Annotated in this window: 15 protein-coding genes; 7 read left to right on the top strand and 8 right to left on the bottom strand. The window is 67.7% G+C overall.

Going from position 1 to position 17764, the window contains the following annotated elements; all coding sequences use genetic code 11:
* The first annotated feature begins 74 nt into the window (after positions 1 to 74).
* Positions 75 to 1919 (top strand): acyl-CoA dehydrogenase, encoded by a 1845-nt coding sequence (locus tag FHU38_RS26630; RefSeq protein ID WP_167177632.1) that lies wholly within the window; start codon positions 75 to 77, stop codon positions 1917 to 1919.
* A 129-nt stretch (positions 1920 to 2048) separates the two neighbouring features.
* Positions 2049 to 2324 carry a GlsB/YeaQ/YmgE family stress response membrane protein gene (locus FHU38_RS26635; RefSeq protein WP_167177634.1) on the top strand — a complete coding sequence of 92 codons (276 nt, stop codon included), beginning with the start codon at positions 2049 to 2051 and terminating at the stop codon, positions 2322 to 2324.
* A gap of 139 nt (positions 2325 to 2463) precedes the next feature.
* Here the strand turns inward: FHU38_RS26635 and FHU38_RS26640 are convergent, their stop codons facing one another.
* The 8 genes from FHU38_RS26640 to FHU38_RS26675 form a co-directional block, all read right to left on the bottom strand.
* Positions 2464 to 2832, bottom strand: a complete 369-nt coding sequence (locus FHU38_RS26640) for a GroES family chaperonin (protein ID WP_167177636.1) — start codon at positions 2830 to 2832, stop codon at positions 2464 to 2466.
* Positions 2833 to 2876: 44 nt separating this feature from the next.
* On the bottom strand, positions 2877 to 4895 hold the full coding sequence (locus FHU38_RS26645) for an NHL domain-containing thioredoxin family protein (RefSeq protein WP_243852813.1): 2019 nt from the start codon (positions 4893 to 4895) through the stop codon (positions 2877 to 2879).
* Positions 4896 to 5165: 270 nt separating this feature from the next.
* A complete protein-coding gene (locus tag FHU38_RS26650) occupies positions 5166 to 5639 on the bottom strand; it encodes an SRPBCC family protein (RefSeq protein ID WP_167177638.1) in 474 nt (157 codons plus the stop codon).
* Between the two features lie 30 nt (positions 5640 to 5669).
* The gene (locus tag FHU38_RS26655) at positions 5670 to 8039 is read right to left on the bottom strand and encodes an oxidoreductase (RefSeq protein WP_390623349.1); all 2370 of its coding nucleotides are present in this window, start codon (positions 8037 to 8039) and stop codon (positions 5670 to 5672) included.
* Positions 8040 to 8175: 136 nt separating this feature from the next.
* Positions 8176 to 8931: an amino acid ABC transporter ATP-binding protein gene (locus FHU38_RS26660; protein ID WP_167177640.1), complete on the bottom strand. Its 756-nt coding sequence runs from the start codon at positions 8929 to 8931 to the stop codon at positions 8176 to 8178.
* On the bottom strand, positions 8931 to 9740 hold the full coding sequence (locus FHU38_RS26665; protein ID WP_167177642.1) for an amino acid ABC transporter permease: 810 nt from the start codon (positions 9738 to 9740) through the stop codon (positions 8931 to 8933). Before FHU38_RS26665 ends, FHU38_RS26660 begins: the two co-directional genes overlap by 1 nt.
* Before the next feature lie 95 nt (positions 9741 to 9835).
* Positions 9836 to 10657, bottom strand: coding sequence for an ABC transporter substrate-binding protein (locus tag FHU38_RS26670; protein WP_167177644.1), 822 nt, complete (start codon positions 10655 to 10657; stop codon positions 9836 to 9838).
* 158 nt (positions 10658 to 10815) lie between these two features.
* A complete protein-coding gene (locus FHU38_RS26675) occupies positions 10816 to 12234 on the bottom strand; it encodes a M20/M25/M40 family metallo-hydrolase (RefSeq protein ID WP_167177646.1) in 1419 nt (472 codons plus the stop codon).
* Positions 12235 to 12347: 113 nt separating this feature from the next.
* On the opposite strand from FHU38_RS26675, the gene FHU38_RS26680 reads away from it, so the two are divergent.
* From FHU38_RS26680 to FHU38_RS26700, 5 genes are read left to right on the top strand one after another with little or no spacing between them, the layout of a single operon-like run.
* Positions 12348 to 13136: an ABC transporter ATP-binding protein gene (locus FHU38_RS26680; protein ID WP_167177648.1), complete on the top strand. Its 789-nt coding sequence runs from the start codon at positions 12348 to 12350 to the stop codon at positions 13134 to 13136.
* Positions 13124 to 13933, top strand: a complete 810-nt coding sequence (locus FHU38_RS26685; RefSeq protein ID WP_167177650.1) for an ABC transporter ATP-binding protein — start codon at positions 13124 to 13126, stop codon at positions 13931 to 13933. Before FHU38_RS26680 ends, FHU38_RS26685 begins: the two co-directional genes overlap by 13 nt.
* Positions 13930 to 15771 carry an AMP-dependent synthetase/ligase gene (locus FHU38_RS26690; RefSeq protein ID WP_313886918.1) on the top strand — a complete coding sequence of 614 codons (1842 nt, stop codon included), beginning with the start codon at positions 13930 to 13932 and terminating at the stop codon, positions 15769 to 15771. The genes FHU38_RS26685 and FHU38_RS26690 overlap by 4 nt, the downstream gene beginning before the upstream one ends.
* A complete protein-coding gene (locus FHU38_RS26695; RefSeq protein WP_167177652.1) occupies positions 15768 to 16664 on the top strand; it encodes a branched-chain amino acid ABC transporter permease in 897 nt (298 codons plus the stop codon). The genes FHU38_RS26690 and FHU38_RS26695 overlap by 4 nt, the downstream gene beginning before the upstream one ends.
* Complete coding sequence (locus FHU38_RS26700; RefSeq protein WP_243852814.1) at positions 16664 to 17758, top strand: branched-chain amino acid ABC transporter permease; 1095 nt, start codon at positions 16664 to 16666, stop codon at positions 17756 to 17758. Before FHU38_RS26695 ends, FHU38_RS26700 begins: the two co-directional genes overlap by 1 nt.
* Positions 17759 to 17764 lie beyond the last annotated feature (6 nt).

The raw sequence follows: 17764 nt of genomic DNA on the forward strand, positions 1-17764 counted from the left end.
GCAGGTAATATGCTGTATGTTACCGGCCAGTAGGGCAGTGATGTCCGCCGAACTACCCCGTACGGAGTGACGACATGGGCCACTACAAGAGCAACGTCCGAGACCTGGAGTTCAACCTCTTCGAGGTGCTCGGCGTGCAGGAGCGTCTCGGCAAGGGCGTGCTGGCGGAGTCGGACGCCGACACCGCGCGCGGCGTGCTGACCGAGCTCAACAACCTGGCCGTCGGCCCGCTGGCCGAGTCGTTCGTCGACGCCGACCGCAACCCACCGGTCTACGACCCGAAGACCTTCTCCGCGACCCTGCCGGAGTCGTTCAAGAAGAGCTACCAGGCGCTGTGGGACGGCGAGTGGTGGCGGATCGGCCTCACCAACGAGCTCGGCGGCTTCGGCCTGCCTCCCACCGTGCAGTGGGCCGCCTCCGAGCTGATCCTTGGCGCGAACCCGGCGCTGTTCATGTACATGGCGGGCCCGAACTTCGCGATGATCCTCGACAAGAACGGCACCGAGGAGCAGAAGCGCTGGGCCCGCATCATGATCGAGCGCGCGTGGGGCGCGACGATGGTGCTGACCGAGCCGGACGCGGGCTCCGATGTCGGCGCGGGCCGCACCAAGGCGGTGTTGCAGGAGGACGGTTCCTGGCACCTCGACGGCGTCAAGCGGTTCATCACCTCCGCCGACCAGGACATGACCGAGAACATCATGCACCTGGCGCTCGCCCGCCCCGAGGGTCCCGGCATCGAGCCGAAGCCCGGCACCAAGGGGCTGTCGCTGTTCCTGGTGCCGAAGTTCCACTTCGACACCGAGACCGGCGAACTCGGTGAGCGCAACGGCGCCTTCGTCACCAACGTCGAGCACAAGATGGGCCTGAAGGTCTCCACCACCTGCGAGCTGACCTTCGGCCAGCACGGAACGCCCGCTAAGGGCTGGCTGCTGGGCGAGGTGCATGACGGCATCGCACAGATGTTCCAGGTGATCGAGTACGCCAGGATGATGGTCGGTACCAAGGCCATCGCGACGCTGTCCACCGGCTACCTCAACGCGCTGGAGTACGCCAAGGAGCGGGTACAGGGCGCCGACCTCACGCAGATGCTGGACAAGACCGCGCCTCGCGTGACGATCACCCACCACCCCGATGTGCGCCGGTCGCTGATGACGCAGAAGGCCTACGCGGAAGGCCTGCGTGCGGTGTACCTCTACACCGCGTCGTTGCAGGACCAGATCTGGACCGGTGAGGGTGACGAGGAGTCGCAGGAGCTGGCGGAGCGGGTCAACGACCTGCTACTGCCCATCGTCAAGGGCGTCGGCTCCGAGCGCGCCACCGAACAACTCGTGCAGTCACTGCAGACGCTCGGCGGCTCCGGGTTCCTGCAGGACTACCCGATCGAGCAGTACATCCGCGACTCCAAGATCGACTCGCTGTACGAGGGCACCACGGCCATCCAGTCGATGGACTTCTTCTTCCGCAAGATCGTCCGCGACAAGGGAAAGGCCCTCACCTACCTTGCCGGTGAGATCACGAAGTTCATCGAGTCCGAGGCGGGTAACGGCAGGCTGAAGAACGAGCGCGCGTTGCTCAAGCAGGCACTCGACGACGTGCAGGGCATGCTCGGCGCGATGATCGGCTACCTGACCGCGTCGCAGGACGACCCGAAGAGTGTCTACAAGGTCGGGCAGCACACCGTGAGGCTGCTCATGTCCGCGGGTGATCTGCTCGTCGGGTGGCAACTGCTGCGGCAGGCCGAGGTGGCGATGACCAAGCTCGACGCCGACCCCGCCGCGAAGGATGTGCCGTTCTACCAGGGCAAGGTGGCCGTGGCGACGTTCTTCGCCAAGAACGTGCTGCCCGAACTCACCGCCCGCAGGGCCATCGTCGAGGCCGCCGACAACGACCTGATGGAGATCGACGAAGCGGCGTTCTGACGTCCGCGAACCGAATGCCGAGGCCGCCGGGGTTGGTCTACCCCGGCGGCCTCGGCATTATGGGAGTGATTACGGCCCCGCCGTCCGGGTAACCCGATCAGGTCGTTACCGGCGAACAGGAGTGAAGCAATGGCTGTCACGGGGATAATTTCGGCGATCCTGATCGGGCTCATAATCGGCGCGCTCGCCCGGCTGGTTCTCCCCGGCAAGCAAGGGATCCCTATCTGGCTGACCATCCTTGTGGGGATCGGTGCGGCGTTCCTCGGCACCGCCATAGCTCGCGGACTCGGTTACGCGGACACAAGCGGCTGGGACTGGTTGGAGTTCCTGACCCAACTCGTCGTCGCGGCCATCGGGGTGTCGATAGCCGCTGGCGTCTACCCGAAGAAGAGCGTCCGAAGGTAGCTGGAACAGACCGGTGGCGGAGGTGCCCACGCACCTCCGCCACCGCGTTTTCGGACCTCAACGGACGCAGAACTCGGGGGCTGGAGCGGGGGACTCGCGGGCGGGAGCGGGGGACTCGCGGGCGGCGCGGACCCTCGGGTTACAGGTACAGGCCCGTGCCGTGCTCCGTTCGCTCGCTGGCGACCGCGTGGATGTCGCGCTCGCGCAGCACCAGGTAGGAGGTGCCCTGGACCTCGACCTCCAGTTGCTCCTCCGCGTTGAACAGCACTCGGTCGCCGACCTTGACGTTGCGCACGTTGTTTCCCACGCCAAGCACGTTGCCCCACGAAAGGCGCCGCGCCACCTGCGCCGTCGCCGGAATCACGATGCCGCCAGTGCTGCGCCGCTCCCCGTCGTCCTGCGGGATGCGAACGAGCACCCGGTCGTGCAGCATCTGGATCTCGAGCTTCGCGTCCGTTTGCAGCGGACCGGCGTTGCCGGCGGTGTTGGGTTCTGACACGCGATTCATGCTACGTCGGCGAACTGGAGCACATCGCGCGGTGGCCACCGCGGCTACGCGCGCGAGTGCTCGGGGGAACCTGCCAGCATCAGCCGCAGGTTGTCGTCACCGTCGGGATCGAGCCGCACCGGCACTCCCCAGTCCTGCCTGGTGACCCGGCACACCGGGTGCTCGGCGCCCTCGTCGCAGCTCGCGGCCTGCGCCACCACGTGCAGCACGCCTTCCCTTGGTTTCTGGGCAAGCGTGATGGTGCGCGTGAGGTCGGTGCCGCTGCCACCGCCGTCGGCGATCAGGTCGGGAGGCGACGCGGTGACCTCGAGGCGAGTGGCCGGTCCGAATCGGTCGTCCAGCTTCTCGCCCGGCGCGGGCACGAAGACGACGGAGAAGTCGAGTTCACCCGGTGCCAGCACGGTGGCAGGCCGGCGCACCTGGAGTTCCTCGCCTTCCACCTGGCCCGGCTCGGCTACCCCGAGCAGTCGTAGCCGGTGTGCCGCCGATTCGACCACCAGCATGCCGATGTCGGTGCTGGCGAACCCGGACGGTTCGGCCAGACCACTCATGAGCGTGGACACTTCGCCGCTGGCGGGGTCGTACCGGCGCACGGCTCCGTTGTAGGTGTCGGCAACCGCCACCGCGCCGTCCGGCAACACGGCCACGCCGAGTGGATGCTGCAACAGCGCCTGCCCGGCGTGCCCATCCCGGTGCCCGAAGGAGAACAGGTCACTGCCCACGGCGGTGTGCACGGTGTACTCGCCCTCACCATCGCCAGCGCCGTCCCGCTCCAGCCAGCGCAGCGCCGAGGTCTCCGCGTCGACCAGCCAGAGCCGGTCACCACGAGCCGCCAGCCCGGACGGCTGTGCGAGCAGCGCCTCGGCGGCGGGGCCGTCCCGCAACCCCTCCACCGTCGTGCCAGCCAAGCGGCGCACGTTCCGCCCAACCGGGTCGAACAGGCTCAGCGTGTGGTTGCCCGCCATAGCGACCGCGACGCCGCCCGCCGCTTGCCACCACCGAACGTCCCACGGGCTGGTGAGCGCCACTTCCAGCGCTGTACCGGTGTCCGCACCGTCGCGCCACTGCTGACCGGTGCCCGCGATCGTGGTGACGGCGCCGGTGCGCAGATCGACCCCGCGCAGCAGGTGATTGCCCGTGTCAGCGACCACCAGGTGGTAGCCCACCCGCTCGGCGACCTCTGTCGGCAGCAACGTCAGCCCCGACGGTTCGGCGAAGGCCGCCACGTCGAACGCGCCGTCGGCGTGACCACGCACCCCGCTGCCGAAGCGCCGTACCAGTGTTTCCGCGTCCGAGGCGAATTCCGCGATCGAATGCTGGGCGGTGTCGGCCACCAGCACCCGGCCCTCGGCGGTGACGACGGCCTTGGCGGGGAAGCGCAACCCGCTGCCTGGCCGCTGTCCGGTCTGCTCGGTCTGCTCGGTCTGCCCGGTGTCCCCAGCTTCGTCGGTCGGCTCGGCCTGCTGCCCGGAGCTCACGGCGCCGTCGCCAGAACCATCACCCTCCTCTGCTGCGCCCGACTCACCGTCTCGGCGCAGCGTGCCCTTCGCCTCGTGGATGCCGACCAGGTCGTTGAGAACCCGGCGCAGGGCCTCGGCGTGGCCCTCGCCCGCGGCGACGTGCACAACGTAACCCTCCGGGTCCACCACGACGAGCGTCGGCCACGCCTTGACGGCGTACTGCTGCCACGTCGTCATGTCCGGGTCGTTGAGAACCGGATGCCGCACGCCGTAGCGCTCGACGGCCGCGCGAATCGCATCCTGCTCGCCCTCGTGGGAGAACTTCGGCGAGTGCACACCGATGGTGACGAGCACGTCGCGGAACTCGTCCTCGATCGGACGCAGCTCATCGAGCACATGCAGGCAGTTGATGCAGCCGGAGGTGAAGAAGTCGAGCAACACGATTCGGCCGCGCAGCGACGACAGCTCGATGCCCTTACCGTCCGTGTTCAACCAGCGGTCACCGGTCAGCTCCGGTGCGCGTACGCGCGATTGTGTATTCAGTGCGCTCACGGTTCTAGTGAACGCGACTCCTGCCACGCTGCGTCCTAGCGGGGCCGTCATGCCACCCGGAAGGGCGATCCGGTGTCACTTGTCAGCGGCTGTCCGGGTTGGCCCGCCCGCGGGCTCGGTAAGGGTGACCGTTGGAGCCCTTGTACCGGTCTGCCAAAGCTTCAGCGTGGCCGGTGCCTGCTGCTTCTCTTCCGCGCAAGCGCTGGCCGACCCGGCAAGGAGCAGTGCGGCGACGATCGAGGCGGCGAGTCTCATGAGGTGCCCGTGCTCTGGCTAGGGGATTGTCACGACACCTCCCCATCGCCACCCGGCGTCGCCACGTTACGACTCGACGCGTTCCTTGAGCCCGCGCAGCGTCGCGGCGATGTTGCGTTCGTTGGCCGACGCCCTGTCCCGCACGCCGCTGATCGGGCCGGTGAGGGTGCGCAACCAGCCTGCCCTGCGATCCCAGGTGCTCTCGGTGACCAGGCAACCGTTGTCGGTCTGCTCGATGTCGTACTGCCACCGGGAAATGGCCAGCGGACCCGCCGAAACGTCGAAGGCGAATCGCTTGCCATCCTCGGCGTCGGTGATGGTGGCGACAGTGCTCCACCTGCGCGGCCCGTTGCGGTTGTAACCCCGGAACCGGGCACCCGGCCACGCACTCCGGACCTGGCCGAGCCACTTGTAACCGGAGTACTCGCCTGACAGTTCGGCAAGCACACCCGGATCGTTGAGTAGTTCGTAGACCTTCTCGGCGGGAGCTTGGATCTCGATCTGGCCGGTGGCGTCGGGGGAGGTGCTTTCGACTGGCATGGCGGCGATCCTAACCACCGCTAATCGCCGTTAACTACCGTTTCGTCGCAGGGTTCTCGTCATACCCGCGGCAACGGTGGTCGCCAGCACCCAACCCATGGCGGTGAACCCTGTGGACACCCATTTGTCCACACCGCCCATGTACCAGCGGCCCTTGTTGCCGAAGTCCGCGATCGGCACGAGCAGGTCCACCGTGTACAGCACGGGGTTCCACTCCAGCCCGGTGTCGTCGGTGTTCACGGCACAGCGGTCACCCGCGACCGCGAACCGTTCGGTGTCGAGCGTGCAGTCGTCTTCGCCCAGCCCGAACCACACGCTCCCCGCGACCAGAAGCAGGAACAGCCACGCCAGCGCGCGCACAGGACGGTAGCCGTACCCGACCATCCAGCGTTGCAGCCAGCTCCACAGCCGCACCCCACCGCCGAGAAAACGGTAGCCGCGCGCAAGTGACTCGTAGCGAAACTGCTGCTTCTTCAGCAGCACCGTGTCCGCGTGTTCCTCGTTGCCGCAGGCCCGCAGCATCGCGGCGAACTGGTCGTAAGGCCCCGGCCGGTAGCCGCGGATGGCGTCGCGCAACAGCGTCAACCGCTCGTCGACGGCTCGGTCGTCGCGAAGCCCGATGGGAGTGCCGAGCGCGTCGTAGCGGAAGTCCTCCAACTCGATGCCGCCCGTGGACCGCCACAACTCGACGGTGTCGCTCAACGTCGCACACCGCGCGCCCCGCAGCAGCACACTGCCCTGCGGCGGGATGGCAGGTCGCAGCGCGAACTCGTCGACGGCGCAGTCGCTCGCATCGAGCGCGATCTGATGCTGCGGCAGGCTGTGCAGGTGAGCGCCGGTCAGGTCGATGCGCCTGCTCACCGACGCGCCGTCCAGCGTGACACCACCCGTCGCCACGAACGGCCGATCGCGGTTGGCGATCAGCTGCACGCTCCTTGCCACCCGCACCGAACGCAGATCCACCGACCAGCTACCTGGCTCGGTGAACTCCGGTTGCGACGCGGCCGAGCCACGCAGGTTGATGCTCCCGCCGACGGTCATGCCCTGCAGCCGCACCGTCCCTGCGATCTCGCAGTCGGTGAGCATCAGGTTGCCCGAAACGCTGCTGCGGCGTGCGGAGATCGCATCCCGCTGCGGGTGCGCGAACTTGCCTCCCCTGATGAACAGGTTGCCGCGAACGGTCACGTCGGCGAGCCGGAACTGGCCCTCGGTACGCAGCCCGCTGCCGTCGATGTCACCGTTGATCTCACTGCCGTCGAGGTGGATGGCGCGGTCGTGGTAGGGCGGTGTCTTGCCGCGGAGCACGCGGACGCTTGCGCCCGCGAGCCGCAACGAGCCGCCGAGGTGTGCGTTGACCATCCGCAGCGTGCCGGTCACCTCGAGCTGGTCGCTCAACTCGATGTTGCCCTCCACCTGCATCCGGTCGGCGATGAGTGCGGGGCGCGGGTCGACGTACCAGTCGCCGGTCTTCCACGCGTCCACCACGATGTCGCCGGTCTGGTCGACTTCCAGCTTGGCGCCACGGAACACGATGTCACCGGCGACCTTGAGGCTCGGCATGAACAGCATGCCCTTGGCGCTGAACCGCCTTCGGCCGGAGCGGGGACCGTAGTTGTCCACTTCGCACAGCAGGCTGCCGCCGACCTGCAGCCCGTTGCCGTTGAGCGCGAAGCCGTCCTTGTTGCGCAGCGTCGCGCCGGAGAAGTTGACGTTGCCGCCCGACCGCAGCCCGGGGATGCGTACCTCGCCAATTGCCTCCAACCGGTAGGCCAGCAGCGCCCCGGTGATCACCAGGCGATCGGCCTGCACCGCCTTCCCTCGCGGATGCACGATCCGGCTCCTGGTAAGCACCACCGAACCCTCGATGACGGCATCGGTGAGGTTCACCGCAGCGTCCGGAAGCCCGCGCTCGGCGTCCTCCGCCCTGCGCACGGTCGTCTCGCTGTCCGGGCGCCCCGAATCCACCTCGACGACGCTGCGGATCAAACGGACGTCGTTGCGGCTGCGAAAGTTGCGGGCCTTCAGGCCGGGAAGCCAGCACTTTCGAAAGACGAGGCCGAGCAGGTTGGCCTCGCGCACGTCCGGCGGCTGCTCGAACCGACATCGCTCGAACCGGAACAGGTAGCCCAGCTCAGCGGCGCGCAGGTCGAGCTTGCCGGTGATGTAGGCGTCCTCCACCTGCACGATCGGCGCGTTGGTCGCCTGCTTGCGCCAGCGCAACAGGCCACCGCTGCCCGGTTCGAGGAACGGGCGCAACAGGTCGGCGGCCTTGACCTCGTAACCGCGGTCCGGGTCGGGCGCGAACGGATCGAACGGAGGGCGCTGCTGCCCCTCCTCACCGTCCGAAGGCAGCTCGTTCCCGCCGCCCGCATCGCGAACAGGCCGGCGAAACGTGGGCACCGCTTCTCCTCCCCCTAGGCGTCGGTGCTGGGCTCCCCCTGCACCCACGAAGCCGATCCTGTCAGATACCGGCCAAGTGCTTGCTGGAGTAGCCCGGGTAGTACGACGGTTCGCTACCGCCCCCCGGTTCCGTCCGCTACTCGTTCACGTGTACCGGATTGAGCACCCGGGAAAGGAAAGACCTGGTGCGTTCCTCCCTCGGGTCGCCGATCACCTGCGCGGGAGGTCCTTCCTCCACGACGGCTCCGTCGTCCATGAACAGCACCTTGTCAGCCACCTCGCGGGCGAACTGCATCTCGTGGGTCACCACGAGCATGGTCATGCCCTCCTCGGCCAACTGCCGCATCACGGCAAGTACGTCGCCGACCAGTTCGGGGTCGAGTGCCGAGGTCGGTTCGTCGAACAACATCACGGCGGGGTCCATGGAAAGCGCCCGCGCGATCGCCACCCGCTGCTGCTGCCCGCCGGAAAGCTGCGCGGGCATCGAACGCTCCTTCTCCGCCAACCCCACCTTGGCCAGGTTCTCCCGCGCGATGCGGTCGGCCTCCGCCTTGTCCCGCTTCAGCACCTTGCGTTGCGCCACCGTCAGGTTCTCCAACACCGAGAGGTGCCCGAACAGGTTGAAGCCCTGGAAGACCATCCCGATGCCACGCCGGGCCCTGTCGATGTCGATGTCGGGATCGGTCAGCTCGTAACCGTTCACCACGACCGTGCCGGAGTTGGGTTCCTCCAGCAGGTTCACGCACCGCAGCAGAGTCGACTTTCCCGAACCGGACGGGCCGATGACGCACACGACCTCGCCCCTGCGCACGCTCATGTCGATGCCCTTGAGCACCCGCAGTGCACCGAACGACTTGTGCAGGTCGCGGACCTCGACGATCACGTCGCTCATCACGCCGTCACCTTCAACCCTTGTTCCTCCTTGCGGCCACTGCCACGTTCCAGGTAGCGCGACAGGTAGCCGAGCGGCACCGTGATGATCAGGTAGCACAACCCGGCGAGCAGGATCGGGGTCAGTGATCCGGTGGCGTTGAGCCCTTCCCTGCCGAACTTCGCCAGCTCGTACTCGTCCCTGGCGAGGCCGAGGAGGTAGATCAGGGACGAGTCCTTGGTCAGCAGGATGAGCTCGTTGGTAAGTGGTGGGAGGATGATCCGGAACGCCTGCGGGATCACCACCGTCATGGTGGTACGTGCCTGCGACATGCCAAGCGAGCGGGCCGCCTCCACCTGCCCGGGTGGGACGGCTTGGATACCCGCGCGCAGTGTCTCGGCGATATAGGCGGAGCCCACGAGGCCGAGCGCTATGGCCGCGGTGGAGTAGATGTCGAAGCGGATGCCGAAGGCCAGTGGAACCCCGTAGCCGAGCGCGATGAAAACGAGCAGCGCCGGAATACCTCTGAAGAACTCGATGTAGCCGGTGGCCAGCCATCGATACGGTCCCACCGACGACAGCTTCATCAGCGCCAGTACGAGCCCGATGCCCAGCCCGAGCGCGAAGCCGAGTGCGGTGTAGACGACGGTGTTGACCAGTGCGTCGGTGAAGATCTCCGGAAGCTGGGTGGCAGCCGCTTCCAGGTTGAAGAACGCGTGGGTGATGGTGCCCCAGTCGGCCAGCACCGCCAGCAGCACCACCGCCACGACGAGCACGCCGTACTGGACGGCGCGGAAGGTCTGGGCGCGCTTGCGCCGCGACATCGCCATGAGTCGGTCTCTCCTACGGAAATGGCGGGGAGACGGCTCGTCGGGTGTTCAGCCCGCCACGCGAGCCCGGCCGAACACCCGCGACCGCCTTCGCGCTACTTGCTCTGCGGCTTGGTTCCGAACCACTTCTCGTAGATCGAGTCGTAGCGGCCGTCCTGCTTCGCGGCCGCCAGCACCTCGTTGACCTTGGACAGCAGCGCGCGGTCGCCCTTTCGCACCGCGATGCCGTACTCCTCGCCGGTTTCGAACTCCGTGGTCACCTCGGTGTCCGGGTTGTCCTTGACGAAGTAGTAGAGCACCGAGTTGTCGTTGATGCCCGCGTCGATCTGGCCGGTCTTCACGGCCGTCTGCAGCAGCGCCAGGTCCTCGTACTGGCGGATGTCGTAGCCGAACTTGTCCTTGTTGTCCTCGGCGTACTTCTCGCCGGTGGTGCCGAGCTGGACGCCGAGCACCTTGCCCTTCAACTGTTCAAGCCCTGTGACGCCGGAGCCCTTCTTGACCAGCAGCGCCTGGTTGGCGTCGAAGTAGCCGTCGGAGAAGTCCATCACCTTCTGCCGCGTGTCCGTGATCGTCATCGCTGCTGCGGCGACGTCACACTGGCCGGTGTCGAACGACGCGCCCGACTCGATGCCCTCGAAGGAGGTGTCGAAGATTTCCTGTTCGACGCCGAGGTCCTTGGCGACGAGGTCGACGAGGTCGACGTCGAAGCCGACCGTCTTGCCGCTCTCGGTGAACTGGAACGGTGGGTAGGGCAGGTGGGTGCAGGTGGTCAGCTTGCCCTCGTTGATCAACGAGATCTCGCCCCCCGCCTCTGTGTCCTGGCCGGGGTTCACCTCCTCCGCACAACCAGCCGCGGTAACGGCGAGTGCGAAGGCAGGGAGCAGAGCGAGCGCCCTCAGGCTGAGTCGACGCGCCACGATGTCACTCCTAGTAGTTCATACTGGCAAGTTCACGTATCGTGCCACTCGCCAGCGGGAAAGTGCAGCCTCCGTTTCGTTACAGCCCGGTTGCGACGTTTGGTGACCCCCGCCGAACGCAGGACTCGCGGGCAGGAGCGGGGGACTCGCGGGTGGGGTCAGCCTTTGGCGTGGGCGTCGAGCAGCATGGCGACCGCTTCGGTGACCCGGCGCGCCTGATCGAGGTGCAACCACTCGTCGGGTACGTGCGCGTTCGAGTCAGGCCCGAGTGCCCCGGTCACCACGAACTGCGCGTCGGGGTACTTCTCGCCGAGGAGCGCCATGAACGGGATCGACCCACCCAGCCCGATGCCGCGCCACGGCTTGCCGAACACCTCGTCGCTACAGCGCCGCAGCACCGCCTCCAGCCACGGCGCCGGCTCCGGTGCGTTCCAGCCGTCCGCGCACTCCGCACCCCCCAACTCAACGGTCGCGCCGTAGGGGACGTCGGTGGTCAGTACCTTCTCGACAGCGGCCAGCGCGGCGGCCGAGTCCGCCGTCGGTGGCAGCCGGAAGCTGAGCGCGAGCGTGGTGGCGTGGCGAAGCACGTTGCCAGCATCGGCGGGTTCGGGCAGCCCGGAGGCGCCGATCACCGACAGCGTGGGCCGCCAGCTGTTGTTCAACACCAGTTCGACCTCGTCGCCGGTGACCGGTCGGGTCTCGTCGTGCAGCGGGAACGCCCCCGCCGCCGCGCCAGGCGCTGTCTCGACTGTGGCCTTGGCCTCCTCGACACGGTTGGCTGGGATCTCGACGTTGCACTCGGCGAGCTTGAGCTCACCCGTCTCCGCGTCCTCGATGCGGTCGAGCAGAGCACGCAGCACCCGGAAGGAGCTCGGCACGACGCCGCTGGCGAGTCCGGAGTGCTGCGCGGAGTCGAGCACCCGCACGGTGACGTGCACCTGCGCGAGACCGCGCAGGCTGGTGGTTAGCCACAGCCGCTCGTAGTCGTTGCCACCCGAGTCCAGGCACACCACCAGCGAGACCCTGCCGAGCCGGTCGGCCAACCGCTCCAGGTACGCGGGCAGATCCGGGCTTCCCGACTCCTCACCGGTCTCCAGCAACACGACGGCCCGCGCGTGCTCGCCGCCCGCGTCCCGCACCGCCTGCAACGCCACCGCGGCCGCGTAGCCGGAGTACCCGTCGTCGGCGGACCCCCTCCCGTAGAGCCGACCGTCGCGCACGACAGGGGTCCATGGCCCCAGCCCCTCCGACCACCCACCCACCGGTGGCTGCTTGTCCAGGTGCCCGTACAGCAACACCGTGCCCGCGTCCTCGCGGCCCGGTGTCGCTGGCACGTCGAGCAGCAGCACCGGGCTGCGGCCGGGCAGCCTCACCACCTCGACGGTGGCTCCGGGGAGGCTCCTGTCCGCCAGCCACGAACGGACGTGCTCGACCGCCGCGTCGAGTTGGCCGGACCGCTGCCAGTCGCTGTCGAAGGCAGGCGAGAGAGCCGGAATCTCCACCAGTCCGGAGAGGCTGGGCAGGACTTCGCGTTCCCACAGGTTGCTGACGGTGCTGGCTACGGTTCGCTGTTCCACAAGGCCATCCTGCCATCGCGGCCAAGGTCACAGTTCCGTTCGCCTCTTGCCTAAGCGCTTAGTCAGCACATACGGTCGCTAGCTATTGTGATCCACACCACGCAAGGTAGCCAATGCTGTCTATCCACAACCTCGAAGTCGTCTACGACGACGTTGTTCTGGTCCTCCGGGGCGTCAGCATGGAGGTGCCCCAAGGGGGCGTCGTCGCGCTACTCGGCGCGAACGGCGCGGGCAAGACCACCCTGCTGCGAGCCGTCACCGGCCTACTCGGGCCACACCGAGGCCGGATCACCAAAGGCACCGTCAGCCTTGACGGAGTGGATATCACCGGTGCCGACCCGGCGGACGTGGTGCGCAAGGGCATCTCGCAGGTGATGGAAGGCAGGCGGATCTTCGCCGAGATCACCGTCGACGAGAACCTGCGCTCGGGGGCCTACACCCGGCGCTCGCGCAGCGAGATCCGCGAGTCCTACGCCCGCGTGCTCGACCTGTTTCCGGTACTCGCGCGCAGGCGCAAGGCCGTGGCGGGCTACCTGTCCGGCGGCGAGCAGCAGATGCTCGCCATCGGCAGGGCGCTGATGGCGCGGCCGAAGCTGTTGTTTCTCGACGAACCCTCACTCGGACTCGCACCAAAACTGGTCGAGCAGGTCCGCGACATCGTGGTTCAGATCAACCAGCAGGGCACCAGCGTGCTGCTGGTTGAGCAGAACGCCGTGATGGCGCTGTCGATCGCGAGCAGCGGCTACGTGCTGGAGACCGGCAAGGTCGTCAAGGACGGCCCCGCCGACCAGCTGCTCGCAGACGAGGACATCCGCGAGTTCTACCTCGGTGCGACCTCCGGCGAGCGCCGCTCGTTCGCCGACGTCAAGACCTACCGGAGGAAGAAGCGATGGAGCGCGTGAGCGAGCTTGCGAGCATGCCGTCGACCGAGCCCGAACCGTTGCTGCGGGTGCAGGACCTGACCTTGCGGTTCGGCGGCGTTACCGCACTCAACGGCGTCAACTTCGACGTGCGGAGGGGCGAACTGTTCGCGGTCATCGGTCCCAACGGAGCGGGAAAGACCTCGATCTTCAACTGCCTCAACAGTGTGTACCGGCCGCAGCAGGGCACGATCACGCTGAACGGTGAGTCGCTGCTAGGCCGCCCGCCCGCGGCGGTTGCCGCCCTCGGGGTGGCGCGCACGTTCCAGAATCTCGGGCTGTTCTCCCACCTCACCCTCGTCGAGAACCTGATGCTCGGCAGGCACCACCTCATGCGCACCGGGTTCTTCTCCGGGATGTTGTGGTGGGGCAGGGCGAAGCGGGAGGAGATCGCCCACCGCGCGGCGGTGGAGCGGATCGTCGAACTGCTCGAGCTGGAGCCGTACCGGCGGATGCCGGCCGGGCTGCTGCCCTACGGCGTCGCCAAGCGAGCGGAACTGGGCCGCGCCCTGGCGATGGAACCGACGCTGCTGCTGCTGGACGAACCGGTGGCGGGCATGAACCTGGAGGAGACCGAGGACACCGCGCGCTACCTGCTCGAGGTCCGCAGGGAACTGGGCCTGGCGATGATCCTGGTGGAGCACGACATGAGCCTGGTCATGGATCTCGCCGATCGGGTGATGGCGCTGGACTTCGGTGTCGTGATCGCGACCGGCGAACCGAGCGAGATCCAGGGCGACCCCAAGGTGATCGAGGCGTATCTGGGAGGTGCCGCGTGACCTCGAATCCGCTCACCGCGCCGACCGAACACATCGCGGCCGACCAGCAGGATCCGGCCACACTGCCCGCGGCCCTGCTGCACAACGCGCGGCGACGCGGAAAGGCCGTCGCCATGCGGGAGAAGCACCGCGGCTACTGGCGGGAGTGGACCTGGGCGCAGTACGCACACCGGGTGGCGTGCGTGGCGGCCGGGCTGCGCTCACTCGGCGTAGAGCCGGGCGACCGGGTGGCCGTGCACGCCGAGAACCGGCCGGAATGGGTGATCGCCGACCTCGCCGCTCAGGGCATCGGCGCGCAGTGCGTCGGGATCTACCCGACCTCGCCCGCTGCCGAGGTCGAGTACCTGCTCAAACACTGCGGCGCGACGGTGCTTGTCGCCGAGGACGAGGAACAACTCGACAAGGCGCTCGCCGTGCGCGACTCGCTACCTCGGCTGCGGCACGTAGTGGTGATCGACCCGCGCGGGGTCGGTCAGGTCGACGGCCTGCTGACCTTCGCGGAGCTGGAGGAAAGCGGCGAACGGGCGGGCGACGCGCAGGCCCGCTACGCCGAATCGGTCGCCTCACTCGACCCTGGCGACGCCGCGATCATCGTCTACACCTCCGGCACGACCGGCCCTCCAAAGGGCGCGATGATCTCCCACACCAATCTGGTCGCCTCCGCGCGCACGTTCGTGCGGGCGCTCGGCGGCTCAGACACCGACGAGGTGCTGAGCTACCTGCCGCTGTGCCACATCGCGGAACGCCTCACGTCCGTGATCGACTCCGTCTGGGCGGGTTCGGTGGTCAACTTCGGTGAGGGCGGCGCCTCGTTCACCCACGACCTGCGCGACGTGCAGCCGACCGTGTTCCTCGGCGTGCCGAGGGTGTGGGAGAAGATGCTCGCGGGCGTGGAGATCCGGATGGCCGACGCCTCGCGGCTCAAACGCTGGCTGTATCGAACCTGCCTGCGCCAGGGCAGGCGGCTTGCCCCCTACCGGATGCGTGGCCGGCTGCCGCTGCGTGCGCGGCTCGTCCTCGCGGTGTGTGAAGTGCTGATGCTGCGCCCGCTGCGCGAGAAGCTCGGACTGGCCAGGGTGCGGGTCGCGCTCAGCGGCGCCGCGCCGATCGCCCCGCAGGTGCTGGAGTACCTGTGGGCCATCGGGGTGCCGGTGCGGGAGGGCTACGGGCAGACCGAGAACACGGCGCTGTGCACGCTCACACCACGAAGCGACATCAGGTTGGGCTCGGTCGGCACCGCGCTCGACGGTGTGGAACTGCGTATCGCACAGGACGGCGAGATCCTGACGCGATCGGCGGGCGTGTTCCTCGGCTACCTGGACGATCAGGAGGCCACGGCCGCGACGATCGACCCTGACGGCTGGCTGCACACCGGCGACGTCGGCGAACTGGACGAGGACGGCTTCCTGCGGATCACCGACCGCAAGAAGGACATCATCATCACCGCCGGTGGCAAGAACGTGTCGCCGTCGGAGATCGAGAACCGGATCAAGGTCTCACCGTACGTGCGGGAGGCGATCGTGGTCGGCGATCGCCGCAAGTACCTGACGGCGCTCATCGGCATCGAACTCGAAACCGTCGGCGACTGGGCGATGCGGCGAGGGATCGCCTACACCACCTACGCCGACCTCTCGGCCAAACCCGAGGTGCACGCGTTGATCGAGAGCGTCGTCGCCGAAGCCAATCACGACCTCGCCGCGGTGGAGCAACTCAAGCGGTTCACGCTCATCGGCAAGGAACTCGACCACGAGGACGGTGAATTGACGGCGACACAGAAGGTCAAGCGCAAAGCCATCGAGCAGCGATTCGCCGACGAGATCGAGGCGATGTACCAATGACGGCCTTCCTGCAGAACTGCTTCGCCGGGCTGTCGCTCGGCTCCACCTACGCGCTGGTCGCGCTGGGCTTCGTAGTGATCTACAAGTCCACCGGTGTGATCAACTTCGCGCAGGGCGGGCTGCTGGCGCTCGGCGCCTACCTCGGTTTCACCTTCTCCAACAACCTCGCGGTGGCCTTCGGTGTCGCCGTGCTGCTGAGCCTGGTTTCGGCGGCGGTGGTTGGCGCGACGTTCGAACGCATCGTGCTGCGCCGAATGGTGGGCCAGCCGCCGTTCGCCGTCATCATGATCACGATCGGCTTGCTGTTCGTGCTGGAACCGCTGATCACGGCGATCTGGGGGTTCGACCAGAAGCAGGTCAACAACCCGTGGAACATCCGCACGATCGAGGTCGGCTCACTGGTGCTCGGCGTACGCGACCTGTGGACGATCGGGCTCACCGCGCTCGCCGTCGCCGCGTTCTTCGTGTTCTTCCGCTTCTCCTCACTCGGGCTGGCCATGCGGGTCACGGCGTTCGACCCCGAGGCAGCCCTCGCGCAGGGAATCAGCGCGCGCAGGGTGTACGCGGTGTCGTGGGCCATCGCGGCGGCGCTCGCCGCGCTTGCGGGCATCCTGATGGCCGCGGGACCGGGCGGGCTCAGCCCGTCGATCGGGTTCATCGCACTGGCCGCGTTCCCCGCGATGATCCTCGGCGGCATGGACTCGCCAGGGGGAGCCGTGCTCGGCGGGCTCATCATCGGCCTTGCCGAGGCGCTGACCCGCGGCTACCAGGACGAGTTGTTCTCCTGGGCAGGCGACAACGTCTCGGTGATCATCCCGTACCTGCTGATGATCCTGATCCTGTTGATCCGGCCGTACGGCCTGCTTGGCACCAAGGAAGTGAGGCGGGTCTGATGGGCGCACATCGAAACCTCACCCGTAGCTACGCCGACGAGCTACGCCTGTTCGGCACGCCCGCGGCCAAGGTGGGACTCGGCCTGCTCGTGGCGGTGTTCCTGCTGCTGCCCACGGTGGTGCACGACGACTTCTGGCTGTCGGTGCTGATCTACGTGGGCATCACCGCCGTCGGTGCGATCGGGTTGAACCTGCTCACCGGCTACTGCGGGCAGATCTCACTCGGGCACGCCTTCTTCATCGGGTCGGGCGCCTACGTCGCCGCGCAGGTCGGTGGCGCGCTCGAACTGCCGCTGCCGGTGTGGCTGTTGGGCGCCGCGCTCGCGGGCGCGGTGCTCGGTGGCCTTGTCGGACCGTTCACGCTGCGGTTGCGCGGCCACTACCTCGCGATCGTCACGCTCGGGCTGGTCTTCATCGGCGAGCACCTGTGGCGGAACCTGACACCGATCACCGGCGGGAACTCCGGAACCGCGGTACAGGCCTCACCCGCGATCGGGCCGGTCGACTTCGACGGGCTGACGTTGCTCGGCGAGAGCTACTCCCGCAACCAGGGCTGGTTCTGGCTGGTGTGGGGTCTGGTCGCGATCGTGGCGTTGCTCGCGAAGAACCTCGTGCGCACCAGGCCGGGCAGGGCGTTGCAGGCCGTGCGCGACCGCGACCAGGCCGCCGAGGTGATCGGGGTGCGCGCGGGCCGGTACAAGATCGGGGCGTTCATGCTTTCCAGTGCCATCGCCTCGGCGGCTGGCGCGCTGTTCGGCTCCTACCAGCAGTTCGTCAGCCCCGACGAGTGGAACCTGCTGCTGTCCATCCAATACATCGCGATCGTGATCGTCGGAGGGCTCGGCACCATCTTCGGCTCGGTACTCGGCGCGGTGTTCGTCGGCGCACTTCCCGCGCTGATCGACCGCTACAGCGACGCGATCCCCGGCGTACGCACCAGCGTCGGTGGTGACGGATTCATCAGTGTCTTCGCGCTCAACCAGGCACTGTTCGGGGTGCTCATAGTGCTGTTTCTGGTCCTGGAGCCACGTGGTCTCGCAGGGATCTGGCTACGGGTCAAGACCTACTTCAAGACCTGGCCCTTCTCCTACTGACGCAAG

The organism is Saccharomonospora amisosensis (genome assembly GCF_011761185.1).
Classification (GTDB): Bacteria; Actinomycetota; Actinomycetes; order Mycobacteriales; family Pseudonocardiaceae; genus Saccharomonospora_A; species Saccharomonospora_A amisosensis.